Annotated in this window: 12 protein-coding genes; 5 read left to right on the top strand and 7 right to left on the bottom strand. The window is 63.4% G+C overall.

What is annotated here, in order from left to right; all coding sequences use genetic code 11:
* Nucleotides 1-60 precede the first annotated feature (60 nt).
* The 3 genes from bcsG (at nucleotide 61) to PCO31110_RS06735 (ending at nucleotide 3,804) form a co-directional block, all read left to right on the top strand.
* Nucleotides 61-1,704 (top strand): cellulose biosynthesis protein BcsG, encoded by a 1,644-nt coding sequence (gene bcsG / locus PCO31110_RS06745; RefSeq protein ID WP_150689974.1) that lies wholly within the window; start codon nucleotides 61-63, stop codon nucleotides 1,702-1,704.
* A gap of 118 nt (nucleotides 1,705-1,822) precedes the next feature.
* Nucleotides 1,823-2,821 (top strand): aldo/keto reductase, encoded by a 999-nt coding sequence (locus tag PCO31110_RS06740; RefSeq protein WP_150689973.1) that lies wholly within the window; start codon nucleotides 1,823-1,825, stop codon nucleotides 2,819-2,821.
* Between the two features lie 47 nt (nucleotides 2,822-2,868).
* On the top strand, nucleotides 2,869-3,804 hold the full coding sequence (locus tag PCO31110_RS06735) for a universal stress protein (protein WP_010807987.1): 936 nt from the start codon (nucleotides 2,869-2,871) through the stop codon (nucleotides 3,802-3,804).
* A 71-nt stretch (nucleotides 3,805-3,875) separates the two neighbouring features.
* Here PCO31110_RS06735 and PCO31110_RS06730 read toward each other — a convergent pair whose 3' ends face one another.
* From PCO31110_RS06730 to PCO31110_RS06700, 7 genes are all read right to left on the bottom strand, one after another.
* Complete coding sequence (locus PCO31110_RS06730) at nucleotides 3,876-5,135, bottom strand: NAD(P)/FAD-dependent oxidoreductase (protein ID WP_010807986.1); 1,260 nt, start codon at nucleotides 5,133-5,135, stop codon at nucleotides 3,876-3,878.
* A 92-nt stretch (nucleotides 5,136-5,227) separates the two neighbouring features.
* Nucleotides 5,228-6,055 (bottom strand): ABC transporter permease, encoded by an 828-nt coding sequence (locus PCO31110_RS06725; RefSeq protein ID WP_150689972.1) that lies wholly within the window; start codon nucleotides 6,053-6,055, stop codon nucleotides 5,228-5,230.
* A 26-nt stretch (nucleotides 6,056-6,081) separates the two neighbouring features.
* The gene (locus PCO31110_RS06720) at nucleotides 6,082-7,332 is read right to left on the bottom strand and encodes an ABC transporter permease (protein ID WP_150689971.1); all 1,251 of its coding nucleotides are present in this window, start codon (nucleotides 7,330-7,332) and stop codon (nucleotides 6,082-6,084) included.
* A gap of 25 nt (nucleotides 7,333-7,357) precedes the next feature.
* Nucleotides 7,358-8,404, bottom strand: a complete 1,047-nt coding sequence (locus PCO31110_RS06715) for an ABC transporter substrate-binding protein (RefSeq protein WP_150689970.1) — start codon at nucleotides 8,402-8,404, stop codon at nucleotides 7,358-7,360.
* A 1-nt stretch (nucleotide 8,405) separates the two neighbouring features.
* Nucleotides 8,406-9,590, bottom strand: a complete 1,185-nt coding sequence (locus PCO31110_RS06710; protein ID WP_010807982.1) for an ABC transporter ATP-binding protein — start codon at nucleotides 9,588-9,590, stop codon at nucleotides 8,406-8,408.
* A gap of 25 nt (nucleotides 9,591-9,615) precedes the next feature.
* Complete coding sequence (locus PCO31110_RS06705) at nucleotides 9,616-10,764, bottom strand: aromatic ring-hydroxylating oxygenase subunit alpha (protein WP_010807981.1); 1,149 nt, start codon at nucleotides 10,762-10,764, stop codon at nucleotides 9,616-9,618.
* 171 nt (nucleotides 10,765-10,935) lie between these two features.
* Nucleotides 10,936-11,865, bottom strand: a complete 930-nt coding sequence (locus tag PCO31110_RS06700) for a LysR family transcriptional regulator (protein WP_010807980.1) — start codon at nucleotides 11,863-11,865, stop codon at nucleotides 10,936-10,938.
* A 189-nt stretch (nucleotides 11,866-12,054) separates the two neighbouring features.
* Here PCO31110_RS06700 and PCO31110_RS06695 point away from each other — a divergent pair, with 189 nt between their 5' ends.
* Entirely contained in the window at nucleotides 12,055-13,335 is a 1,281-nt protein-coding gene (locus tag PCO31110_RS06695) for a flavin-containing monooxygenase (protein WP_010807979.1), read from the top strand.
* Nucleotides 13,332-13,769 (top strand): RidA family protein, encoded by a 438-nt coding sequence (locus PCO31110_RS06690; RefSeq protein WP_010807978.1) that lies wholly within the window; start codon nucleotides 13,332-13,334, stop codon nucleotides 13,767-13,769. Before PCO31110_RS06695 ends, PCO31110_RS06690 begins: the two co-directional genes overlap by 4 nt.
* Nucleotides 13,770-13,774: the final 5 nt, after the last annotated feature.

Below are 13,774 nucleotides of genomic sequence, written 5' to 3'. Positions count from 1 at the left end.
TAGTGACTCGGAAACGGACGAAACGTGAGCCGGACGACACCGGCGCCAAGGAACCATACGATGGGTATCTGGAACCTCTATTTCATTCTGAAGCTGTTGCTGCTGTGGGCAGGCATCATCGGCTTTCACGTGCTGCCGAACTTCGTTTTCGCGCTGTTGCTCACGATTCGGCTGCGTCCACGCTGGGCGCGCATCACGCGGCAGGTGATCGCCGTCCCGGCGGGGGCGGCATTGCTTTACTACGATTCGAACCTGCCGCCATTCGCCCGCTTCGTCGAACAGTTGCCCGCGCTGCTGCAATTCCGCGTCTCGTACATCACCGAACTGCTCGGACGCTTTGTCTCCGCGAGCGACTGGTTGTTGCTGGCGATCATGGTGCTCGCATACTGGATCGTGAACCGTTGGGTGCGCGTGACGACCTTCGTGCTGCTCGCGCTCCTGATCGTGCCGGGCGTATTGCGTGTCGGGACATGGGTGTCGGTCTCGCCGGTGGTGGCTGCACAGGGCGATAAGACGGCCGTCACGGCGGGTGCGGCATCGGGCGCCGCCGGTGGGGGAAGTGCGGCAGCGGGTGCCGGCGAATTCGTGGCGGGTAACGCAGAGGTGCCGCTGGGCGCAAATCCGGATGCGGCACTCAACAGCTTCTACGCGCGCGAACTGACGCGCTCCGTCTCGCTACCGGCACAGGCCGGGGCTGGCCCTGACTTCGACATCATCTTCCTGCATATCTGCTCGCTCTCGCAGGACGACCTCGATGTCGACGATCTCGCCAACCAGCCGTTGCTCTCGCGCTTCGACTTCGTCTTCAAGAATTTCAACTCGGCGGCGAGCTACAGCGGCCCGGCAGCCATTCGCGTGCTGCGCGCCGACTGTGGTCAGCCAACGCACAAGGCGCTGTACGATCCCGCCGGTTCGCAGTGCTATGTGATGAGTAATCTGAAGACGCTTGGCTTTACGCCGGCGCTCGCAATGAACCACGACGGGCATTTCGACAACTTCATGCGGGAAGTGCAGCAAAACTACAACGTCCAGGGCATTACGCCGTTTGACAATACGCAAGCGCGTGTTGTCATGCGCTCATTCGACGAAACCCCGGTCCGCTCGGATGGCGACGTGCTGCAATCGTGGTGGAAGCAGCGCACCACCATGCCGGACAAGCGTGTGGCGCTCTACTACAACACGATCTCGCTGCACGACGGCAACCGTCTCGAAGGCTCGACGCTCACCAGCGCGCAAAGCTATCCGACACGCGCCAAAGCGTTGCTCGACGACTTCAACCAGTTCATCGACACCATTGCGAAGTCGGGCCGCAAGGCCGTCGTGGTGTTCGTACCGGAACATGGGGCCGCGCTGCGTGGCAGCAAGCTGCAAGTCTCCGGTATGCGTGAGATTCCACTGCCCGGGATCACGCACGTGCCGGTCGCGGTCAAGCTCGTGGGTTTCGGCAACGATGCGACGGCGGCTCGCAGTACGCCTGTCACGATTTCCACGCCCACGAGCTATCTGGCGTTGATGACGCTTGTCTCGCATCTTGTCGCGAACAACCCGTTCGCGGGGACACCGGATCTGGCGCAGTATGCAAACGATCTGCCGCAAACGGCCTTTGTGTCCGCGAACGAGCAGACAACCGTCATGAAGTACGACGGCAAGGTACTCATTCGCGGTGCGGACGGTGTCTGGCTGGATCTCAGATCGATGGAGTAACGCACGCTCACGTTTTTTCCCGGAATCGCGCATACTGTGTGTCTCGCCCGCGCACGCGGGCAGCGCAGTCTTGTATCGCCGTTTGATATTGCCTGATTCGAACATTCCGGGAGTTACCGTGCAATACACAAAATTCGGCCGCACCGGCCTGAGCGTTTCCCGCCTGTGCCTGGGTACCATGACATTCGGTCTCCAGACCGAAGAGGCCGCGAGCCACGCGATTCTCGACCGCACGTCGGACGCAGGCGTCAATTTCATCGATATTGCCGACGTCTATCCGCTCGGTGCCGATACCTCGCTCGCCGGGCGCACCGAAGAGATCGTTGGGCGCTGGCTCAAGGGGCGTCGCGACAAGTTCATCGTTGCCACCAAAGCGTGCGGCCAGATGGGGCCGTCGCCGTGGGACAAGGGCGCGTCGCGCAAACACCTGCTGTCGGCTATCGACGCCTCGCTGAGCCGCTTGGGTACTGACTACGTCGACCTCTATCAACTGCATTCCGACGACACCGACACGCCGATCGACGAGACACTCGAAGCGCTCGATACCATCGTGAAGTCGGGCAGGGCCCGCTATATCGGTGTGTCGAACTACCTCGCGTACCGCCTCGCCCGGGCGCTTGGCCGTGCCGACGTGCTGCGCCTGGCGCGTTTCGTGTCGGTGCAGCCGCGCTATAACCTCCTGTTCCGCCAGATCGAGCGCGAGCTGTTGCCGCTCGCCAACGAAGAAGGGCTGGCCGTCATCCCCTACAACCCGCTCGCTGGCGGATTGCTGACCGGCAAGTATCGGCACGACGCCGCACCGAGCGAAGGGCGCTTCACTACCGCGACGGTCGGCAAAGCCGGGGCGATGTACCAACAGCGCTATTGGCACGAGCGCGAGTTCGAGACCATCGAGACGCTCAAGGGCATTGCGAAGGACGCCGGCGAGTCGTTGACGCGCCTGTCGCTCGCATGGGTACTCGCGAATCCCGTCGTGACGTCGGCCATCATCGGCGCGAGCCGCGTCGAACAACTCACGGAGACGCTGGGGACTATCGATTACACGCTCGATCCGGACCTCAAGGCGAAGCTCGATGAAGCGTCGCATGCCTATCGCTGGGGTGACGCGGCCCGATAGGCGCCGCACGCCCAGTTGTTCTTTCGACTCATCAAACGAGGCGGATCATGACAAAACGCATTCTGGTGGCAACCGACGGTAGCGAATCTTCGCGCCGTGCGCTGCGAGAGACCGCGGCCTTCGCGCGCAACGGCGACGCGATCCGCGTTATTCATACGGTGGAAGACCCCGTCAATCTGTTGACGTCGGCCTTCGGCAAGTTCATCGATCTGGAGCAAGTGCGCCGCGACATGCAGCGCGAGGGGGAGGAGGATCTCGCGAGGGCGGTGCTGTATCTGCGTGACGAGGGGTTCGACGCACAGGCGCATCTGCTCGATTTGCGCACCACCGGGGAGACGGTTCCCGAGGCCATGACGCGCGAGGCCAACGAGTGGGGGGCGGACATCATCATCGTTGGCACGCATGGCCGTAGCGGCGTGCGTCGCGTCATGCTGGGCAGCATTGCCGAGCAGATTCTGCGCAGTGCAGAGGTGCCGGTGATGCTGGTGGCAGGTGAGGCGCGACCGCATATGCCCTTGCGCTCGGGCGGGCACTACGAGCGGATACTTGTCGCGCTGGACGATAGTGAAACGTCGCACCGTGCGTTCGAATATGCGCTGTCGCTTGCCCGCACGCACGGGGCGTCGTTACGCGTTGTGCATGTCCTGGATCTGCCGGGGCCGTTTCTCGCTGACTTCGACCCCAAGCCGTTGCTCGATGCGGTGCGTGCTGTGGGGGAACAAGTGCGAAGCTGGGCAAAGCAGCGATTGCAGGAGGCCGGGGTGCCGGGGGAGATCGAAATGCGGGAGATTCAACCGGTGGGCGAGGGCGTTGCCGATCAGATCATCGCCGCCGGTAAGGATGCCGACGTCGATGTCATCGTGCTCGGCACACACGGGCGGCGTGGCTTCCGTCGCTTCACGCTGGGCAGCGTGGCGGAAGATACGGCGCGTCACGCAGGCCGTCCGGTGTTGCTGCTGCCTGCGCATGCGCCGGTGGAGTGAGCGCGGCTGCCAGCGGCGCACGTTGGGCAAGCACGCCCGCCGTGCGCCATGTCAGATGAGCGTGTGCGCCCTCAGACCGCCGGGCCGAGTTCGGCGAGCAATGTCTTGAGTGGCGTGGCGGCGTCGGCCAGACGGGCCGGATCGATCACCGCGCGGCGGCCGACGAGTTCGCGCGCGGCAAGAAACTCCTGCGCACGGTTGATGCTCGCAGCCGCCACGACGGCGCCTTCACGCAGATAGAACAGCATGAAGACCGCCGCCCCTTGTGCGTCGGGCAACCGGCGCTCCACCACGGCGTCGTGGCCTTCGGTCATGCCGACCATCTGCAGTTTCGCGTTGAACTGATCGGACCAGAACCACGGTGCGGTCGCGACCGCCTTCGGCGTGTCGCCATGCACCACGCTCGCGGCCACCTTGGCCATTTCGCTGGCGCTCGGCACCGACTCCAGACGGATACGGCGGCCCAGTGCGGGGTGTTCGTGATGCGCGCAATCGCCCACCGCCAGAATGGCCGGATCGCTCGTGCGTGCGAATTCGTCCACGACGATGCCGTTCTCGACCGCCAGACCGGCTGCCTGAGCAAGTTCGGCGTTCGGGATCAGGCCGATGCCGACCACCACGACGTCTGCCGGCAGACGTTTGTCACCGGCCACGACGGCGACAACCTGACCGGTGGCGTCCTGCTCCAGCGCTGTCACACCGACACCGACCTGCACGTCCACACCGTTTTCGCGGTGCAGCGTCGCAAAGAACCCGGCGAGATCGGCTTCCGCCACGCGCGCCAGCAGGCGCGGCGCCGCTTCGAGCACCGTCACGCTGGTGCCCGCCTTGACGGCGCTTGCCGCCACTTCCAGACCGATATAGCCGCCGCCGACCACGACCACACGCTTCCCCGGTGTGAGGGCTTCGCGCAGACGCTGTGCGTCGGCAATGTTGCGCAGGTAATAGACGTTCGGTGCATCGCCGCCCGGGATGGGCAGCGGGCGCACACGGCCGCCGAGGGCCAGCACCAGATGGTCGTAGCCCAGCGTCTGGCCGTCGTCGAACGTGACAGTGCGTGCCGCGCGATCGATGGCCGTGGCCGTCACCCCGAGGCGCACGTCGACTTCGGCCTTCTCCCAGGCATCGGCCGGACGGATCAGCAGGCTGGCTTCATCGGCCTGACCGGCCAGAAACGCCTTCGAGAGCGGCGGGCGGCGATAGGGCAGATGCGTTTCGCTGCCGGCGAGCACGATGCGGCCGGTGTAACCGAGTTGACGCAGTGCGAGGGCGGTTTCGCCGCCGGCCTGACCTGCGCCAAGGATGACAGTGGTGGAAGTGGCTTCGGACATGAGGATGAAAGCGAGAGAATTTGGCCGTCAGTGTAATGCATCAGCGCACGTGTGGCGCTCACGCTGTGGCTGACATCGGCCAGGCCATCGCATCAGCTCATCGCATGACTCGCCGCAGTGGCCCGTCCTCGCAGCCAGTTGATGCTCGCGAATAGCAGCACCGCGAACACGATCAACATGGTGGCGACGGCGAGGATCGACGGATCGATGGCGTCACGGATACCGCTCCACATCTGGCGCGGCACGGTCTTCTGGTCTGGCCCGCCGATGAAGAGGATCACGATGACCTCGTCGAACGACGTGGCGAATGCGAACACGCTGCCGGTGGCGACTGCGGGTGTGATGAGCGGCAACGTCACGCGCCGGAACGTGGTCCATGGCGTGGCGCCGAGGCCCGAGGCCGCGCGCAGAAGGCTCTGGTCGAACGACAGCAGCGAGGCCGTCACGGTGATGACGACGAATGGCGTGCCCAACGCCGCATGGGCAAGAATCACGCCGGGGTACGAATTCACGAGTCCGAGCGGCGCGAAGATCAGATAGAAGCCCGCCGCCACGACCACGATGGGCACGATCATCGGTGAGATGATGATCGGCATGATGACCGAGCGCAACGGGAACTGCGAACGGCTCAGGCCAAGCGCCGCGAGCGTGCCCAGACACGTCGCAATCAAGGTCGACGCCGCGCCGATGCCGAGGCTGTTGAGCAGGGCTCGCTGCCAGTCGGGGCTGGTCAGCGCCTGCTGGTACCAGCGCATTGAAAAGCCGGTCAACGGATAAGAGAAATAAGAACCGGCGTTGAACGAGAGCGGCACGATTGCGAGAATCGGCGCAATCAGGAAGAACAGCGTGAGCGCGGTATGCAGGCGCACCCAGCGCGACGCCACACGTTCCGTCAGTACGGTATTGCGTTTGTCCGGCATGGCTTGTCTCCTATGTCGCGAGCAAATCAACCGAAGCGCAGCCGGTCGATGCCGACGATACGGTTGAAGATTAAGTAGAAGACCGCCGTGAAGATCACGAGATACGCCGAGAGCGCGCCCGCGAGTCCCCAGTTGAGTTGCGTATTGGTCTGCATGGCGATGAGCTGGCTGATCATCTCGTCGCCCGCGCCACCGAGCAGCGAGGGCGTGATGTAGTAACCCAGCGCAAGCACGAAGACGAGAAAGCACCCGGCACCTACCCCCGGCAGGGTCTGCGGAATGTACACGCGCACGAACGCCGTGAACGGATGCGCACCAAGCGATTTCGCCGCACGCATATAAACGGGTGGCACGCTCTTCATCACCGAATAGATCGCGAGAATCATGTAGGGCAGCAGCACGTGGGTCATGCCGATCAGCACGCCGGTACGGTTAAAGATCAGCGGCACGGGATGCGTGGTGATGCCCAGGCTCGACAACAGGCTGTTGATGACACCGCCGGGTTGCAGCAAGACGTACCACGCCGTTGTGCGAACCAGCAGCGATGTCCAGAACGGAACGATGACGAACAGCATCAGCCGATTGCTTTGCTTCTCGGGGAGATTCGCCAGCAGCCACGCGACCGGATAGCCGAAGACGAGGCACAGCAGTGTCACGGTGGCGCTGATGGAAATCGTGCGCACGAACGCCGCGCGATACACCGAGGCGTTCTCGGGCAGCGCGGCGATGACCCCTTGCGGTGTGACCTGCGCATCCATGCCGGCGAGCAGATAGTCCGGCGTGGGCGAGGCGGCGGCACGCTTGAGCAAGCGCCACGTTTCGGGCGAGCCCCAGCGCTCGTCGATCTCGATCAGCACGGGCTTCCATGCCGGCGGCGCATCGTTGCCGACGGCGCGTGCGGTGCGCATGAGCAGACTGCGAAACTCGGGTTGCGCGAAGTTCATGCGTCGGGCAATGGTGCCGAGCTGCCCGCTTTCGTGCGCTTGTTTCAGACCCGCGGCGAGCTGGGCAAACGTCGCCTCGCCCGGTACGCCGCTGCCGTCCCACGCGTCGAGCGCACGGGCGAGCTGCGGCATCCCGTCGGCGATTTCCTGATTCTGCACACTCCTGGCGAGCAGCAGCGCAATGGGCGCGATGAACGTCGAGAGCAGAAATACGATCAACGGCAACGCGAGCATCAGCGCCCGCATCGACGCGCGCCTTTGCACGCGCCGGTAAGCGGCGAGTCCTTCGGCGCTTGCCGGCGCGTGTGACGTGGCATGAATCGATGCGGGCATATCGGTCATCTCGCGCTGTTAGCCGTTACTGCGTCAGCCAGACCTGGAAACGCTTGTTGATGGCGTCGGCATTGTCGGCCCAGAAATTGGCGTTGATCTGCACGGCGCGCTTGAAGTTCTCCGGCGCGGTCGGCATATCGGCCAGACGCTGCTTGTCGACCAACGCCACGGCATCCTTGCGCGGCGGCGCATAGGCGATGTACTTCGACAGATCCGCCGACGCCTTCGGTTGCGACGCCGAGACGATGAACTTCGCGGCGGTGTCGGCATGTTTCGCGCCGGCCGGCACGCCCCACCATTCGAAGTCGTAGACCTGCGCATCCCACACGGCCTTGAAGGGCTTCTTGTCCTTCTTCGCGGCGTCGTCGATGCGGCCGTTATAGGCCTGCACCATCACAACCGCGCCGTCGGCGAGCAATTGCGGCGCCTGCGCGCCGGACTCCCACCACACGATGCTCTTCTTGATCGTGTCGAGCTTTTTGAACGCGCGGTCAACACCGGCGGGCGTGGCAAGTACCTTGTACACGTCCTTCGGATCGACACCATCGGCGATCAACGCCCACTCCATCGTGACCTTGGGCGACTTGCGCAGCCCGCGCTTGCCCGGGAATTTCTGCAAATCGAAGAAGTCGTTGACGGTGCTCGGTGCGGTTTTCAGCTTGCTGGTGTCGTACGCATAGATGGTAGACCACACCATGCTTGCGACCGCACACTCGCTGATCGAGCCGGGGATGAAGTCGCTGGTCTTGCCGAGCGACTTCTTGTCGAATTTCTTGAGCAACCCTTCGTCGCAGGCCGTGATTGCGTCGTTGGTTTCGAGGTCGATCAGATCCCACGTGGTGTTCTTCGCCTGTTCCATCGCCGAGAGCTTGGCCAGGCCGCCATCGTACGATTCCGTCGCGAATGTCACGCCGGTGGCTTGCGTGAACGGCTCGAACCAGGCCTTCTTCGCTGCCGCTTCGAAGGCGCCGCCGAAAGTCACTACACTGAGCGTTTCCGCAGCGTGCGATGTGACGGCCGCGAACGCGAGTACCGCGAAGGCGGCGCAATGAGTTTTGATGGGAGTGCGCATGTCAATTGGCTCCTGCAGGTGCGGTCAAGATGAGGGACGGGGAAGGCGCGTTGGGAGAGTGGATCGTTTGCGCCGTGCGCGGCGCGCAGGCGGCGAGAATCTTGCAGTCGTCATGACGCCAGGCGACGTCGATGGTGTCGCCGGCACCGGGCAGTGCATGACGCTGCGTGTTGGGGACTTTCACGACGATGGCGTCGTGCGAGCCGAGTGTGAGGTGCACGCGATGGTGATCGCCGCAATACACGATCTCGTCGACACGTGCCCGCACGACGTTGTTCTGTTGGTCGCCGTTCGGAAGGCCGTCTGCCCCAGGGATGTGGGCGCGTTCGGGGCGCAACGCGAGCATCGCATCGTCACCGGCGCTCAACCCTTGCTCGCAGCGGCCGCGAATCATGCTGCCGTCCGACAGCGCAAGCGTCGCCCAACCTTCGTGAACGCTCACGACATGGCCGGTCAATCCGTTGTTCTCGCCGACGAAATTCGCGACGAATGCGTTCTGCGCGTTCTCGTAGAGTTCGCTCGGCGGCGCCGCTTGCTGAATGCGTCCGTCGGAGAACACGGCCACGCGATCCGACATCGTTAGCGCTTCGGCCTGATCGTGGGTCACGTAGACGATGGTGAGCGACAGTTCCCGATGCAGCCGCATGATTTCGTATTGCATCGTTTCGCGAAGGCGCTTGTCGAGCGCGCCGAGCGGCTCGTCCATCAGCACGACGCTCGGCTCGAACACCAGCGCACGCGCGAGCGCCACGCGCTGTTGCTGCCCGCCGGAGAGTTGCGCGGGGCGCCGGTTGGCGAGGTGCGACAGCTCGATCATGTCCAGGGCGCGTTTGACGCGGACGTCCTGTTCGGCACGGCTCACGCGCCTGACGGAGAGCGGAAAGGCGACGTTCTGCGCAATCGTGAGATGCGGGAAAAGGGCGTAGTTCTGAAACACCATACCGATATCGCGGCGATGCGGCGGCTTGTCGTCCAGACGCTTGCCGTCCAGGCGAATCTCGCCGTGGGTGGGCGACTCGAAGCCCGCGAGCATCATGAGCGTGGTCGTCTTGCCCGAACCGGAAGGGCCGAGCAGCGACAAGAACTCTCCCTTGCGCACATCGAGGTTCAGGTCGTCGACGACGCATTGCACGCCGTCATACGACTTACTCACGCCCGAGAACGAAATGAAGGATGGATTCGACATCGTGATTGCGTCCTGTCTTCGAAACTTAGGGCTGTGCCAGCTTGGCAGCCAGATAGCGTGCGAAATCGTAGTTCGGGCGCTCCAGCCGGCTCAGATGGCCGGGCTTCGCGAGTGGTGCATGCACGCCTCGGAACACGGCCTCCACACCGCGCCGGTCTTCGGCGTTCACTTCGTCGAGCAGCGCTTTGAGCGTGACCATATGGGCGTTGGCTGCTTCGTCGGCAATGAACTCGGGCGAGAGGCCGCCGCCGAAGCGGATATGCACCCGGTCAACGCCTCGGGGCTGGAGCACGAGATACCAGAAGTACCCAGGGGTGAGCGTGACGAGGTGCGTCGGGTAGATGGCGAGCAGCGCCGTCGTCTTGCGCCAGTGGCCTTCGAGCCGCGTGTTATCCGGATGCGCGTTGCCGATAGGCAGCGTCGCTTCCTTGGTGATCCAGTGGTAGTTGAAAGCCGGGTGACCCGGCGGGCACTCCATTTCTTCGAGCTTCGAATGGGGGCCTACCGTGGCGCGGTGCAGCATCGGCAGGTGGTAGCTCTCCATGAAGTTTTCGGCAAGGATTTTCCAGTTGGTGTCCCAGACGTGTTCTTCATAGAAAGTTTCGATGTAGTCGGTCATGCCGTACGGCGCGATCAACTCGGTGAGCCCGGCGAGCTGTGTGCCGATGGGTGGCGCATCGTTATCGAGCGTCACGTAGATCCAGCCTTGCCATTGCTCGCAGCGAATCGCGGGCAGTTGATAGCGCTCTTTGCAGAAACCGGCTTGCTGATCCATCATCGGCGCGCCCTTGAGCTTGCCGTCGAGCGAATAATTCCAGGCGTGATAAGGACACACGATTCGTCTGACGTTGCCGCGCCCTTCGAGCAGCACTGACATGCGGTGCAGACAGACGTTGGACATGGCGCTTAGCTGCATCTGCTCGTCGCGCACCACCACGATGGGCTGATCGCCGATCTGCGCGCTCAGGTAGTCGCCGGGCGCGGCGAGGACGCTTGCGCGGCCGACGCATTGCCATTCGTGTGCAAAGATATCGCGCTGCTCCCTCGCGAGAAATTCAGGAGATGTGTACACACCGGGTGGCATGGCCCGTGCGTCGTCGAATGGGCGTTCGCCACCGGTACGCAGTGCGTCGATGAGCGATTGCCCTGCGGTCGTCCCAGTCTGGTCAGCCATGAAGCCCTCCGTTCATTCGCCGGAACGCTTCAGGCAACGTCGCAAGCCCTGGCGCACCGCATTCAACATGAACATCAATCTATCAAGCCAAATTGCCAGCCAAAATATTGTTTTTGGATACAGGGCAAAGGTTTTCCCTATGCAGTCTGTTTTGCACCGTTGCCCTGTGCGTCACTGCGACGACAGATGCAGGCGCCGGATGTCGTTCTCGCAAAAGGCCGCGAAGCGCTCCACGACCCGGCGCGGCTTCATCGTGCGCGATTGCGCGATGCCCAGCATGGTGGCGTTGACGTTGTCTTTGAAGCGCTTGATGACGAACTCCTCGCCGTCCACCGTGCGATTCGATTTGAGCGGGAAATTCAGCAGGCTGTAGCCCAGTCCGTTTGCCACCATGCCGCGCACCACTTCCGGTTGCGAGGATCGGAATGCGGGGACGGGGCGGTTGCCGACAGCGTCGAAGAGCGCGGCAAAATACTCGCGGCTGTGCGGCAGATCGAGCATGACATAGGGCTCCGGCAACAAGTCGGCCAGCGACACCTTGCGTGCGCGGGCGAGCCGGTGCGTGCGGGGCAGGATGGCGTAGGGCGGCAGCGAGAGCAGCGGCGTGAAGGCGATGTCCTCGCTCAGATCGAGGCTGTACGTGAGGACGATATCGAGCGATCCGTCGTGCAGGCCGCGCAGCAGCCCGTCTTGATGTGCTTCCACCGTACGAAAGGAGATGCCGGCGTGCTCTTCCGTAAAGCGGCTGATGAGACCCGGCATCAGCGGCGGCGCGAGCGAGGCAAGACAACCCAGCGCAATGGAGCCGGTCATGCCGCCGTCCATCTCCTTGGCGGCCATTTGCAGTTCTTCGGCGGTCTTGAGCAGGTTACGTGCCTGCCCCAGCAGATCGCGTCCCGCTTGCGTGAGCGATAAGCCGCTCGCGTGATGCCGGATGAACAACTGCACGCCGAACGACACCTCGAGATCCGCGAGCGCGGTGGAAATGGACGGCTGCGAAATATGCAGCCGCCGGGCTGCGGCAGTGAAGGACAGGACTTCCGCTGTGACCACGAAATAGCGCAGTTGGCGCAGCGAGTAGCGCAGGGGCTGATTGTCCATCGGCATCGCTCCATTGGGCAGCATGGTTCGAGGACATTGTGAAACCGAAAAAAAAGTCTGCATAGTCAAATCCGATGCCCTGCATTTTTTAAATATATTTTTCGGATTCTGTCGAGGCGCGTAGATTGCCGCGAATGACCCACCCCTACGGGTCGTTGGAATCAATCTGCCTTCGGAAGGACGCAAGCCATGACAGTGCATACAACGTCAATCGATACGCTCGTCGTCGGCGCCGGGCAGGCCGGCGTGGCGATGAGCGAGCATCTGAGCAAGCTCGCCGTGCCCCATCTCGTGCTGGAGCGCTCGCGTATCGCGGAGCGCTGGCGCACCGGACGTTGGGATTCGCTCGTAGCCAATGGCCCGGCGTGGCACGACCGGTTCCCCAACATGACGTTTACGGGCGTCGATCCCGATGGCTTCGCGCCGAAAGAGCAGGTGGCGGACTATTTCGTCGACTACGCCCGAAAGATCGAGGCGCCTATCCGCACGGGTGTCGAGGTAACCAAGGTCGTGCGCAACACGGGCCGGCCGGGATTCACCGTGGAGACCTCGGACGGCACGATCGAAGCGCAGCGTGTGGTGGTGGCGACCGGGCCGTTCCAGCGTCCCGTGATTCCGCCGATTGCGCCCAAGGACGCGCGCCTCACCCAGATCCACTCGGCCGACTACCGCAACCCGGAGCAACTGCCGCCGGGTCACGTGATCGTGGTGGGCGCCGGGTCGTCGGGCGTGCAGATTGCCGACGAACTGAACCGCGCCGGGCGGCAGGTTTATCTGTCGGTCGGCCCGCACGACCGGCCGCCGCGCGGCTATCGCGGACGCGACTTCTGCTGGTGGCTGGGGGTGCTCGGCGAGTGGGATGCCGAAGTCATGCGCCCCGGCAAAGAACACGTGACCATCGCGGTAAGCGGCGCGCGCGGGGGGCATACGGTGGATTTCCGGCGTCTGGCGCACGAGGGCGTCACGCTCACGGGCCTGACGCAATCGTTTGAGAACGGCGTCGCCCGGTTTCAGCCCGATCTCGCGGACAACATTGCCCGTGGGGACGAAAACTATCTGTCGTTGCTCGACGCGGCCGACGCCTATGTCGCGCGCAACGGCCTCGAACTGCCCGAAGAGCCGGAGGCACGCGTCATTCCCGCCGATCCGGCGTGCCTCACGCACCCGTTGCTCGAACTCGATATGGAAAAGGCGAACGTGACGTCGATCATCTGGGCCACCGGCTACGCCGTTGATTTCGGCTGGCTGCAGGTCGACGCCTTCGACGACAACGGAAAGCCCAAACATCAACGCGGTGTCTCGAAAGAGCCGGGCGTGTACTTCCTCGGGTTGCCGTGGCTGTCGCGCCGCGGCTCGTCTTTCATCTGGGGGGTGTGGCACGACGCAAGACATATTGCGGACCACATCGCCACCCAACGCAAGTATCTCGCCTACTACGACACGCCAACGAACGAAGGAGCCCATCCATGAGCCAGCCTACGCATACCCGTATCCGCATGTTCAACACCAAGGATACGTACCCGAATCAATCGCTCGATAACGACCTGTGTCAGGCCGTGCGCGCAGGCAACACGGTCTACGTGCGCGGTCAGATCGGTACCGATTTCGAAGGCAATCTGGTGGGGCTGGGCGATCCGCGCGCGCAGGCCGAGCAGGCAATGAAAAACGTCAAGCAGTTGCTCGAAGAGGCGGGCAGCGACCTGTCGCACGTGGTCAAGACCACGACTTACCTGACCGACGTGCGCTTTCGTGAGCCGGTCTATCGTGAAGTGGGCAAGTGGCTCAAGGGCGTGTTTCCGATCTCCACCGGACTCACGGTGGTCGCGCTGGGACAGCCCGAGTGGTTGATGGAAATCGACGTCATCGCGGTGATTCCCGAGGGATGGGCGCCGTCCGGTGCATAAGGAGC

It is taken from the genome of Pandoraea communis (assembly GCF_902459745.1).
In the GTDB taxonomy this organism is placed as follows: Bacteria; Pseudomonadota; Gammaproteobacteria; order Burkholderiales; family Burkholderiaceae; genus Pandoraea; species Pandoraea communis.
The sequence above is the reverse complement of the archived record's forward strand: the minus strand, read 5'-3'. Positions and strand labels throughout refer to the sequence as shown.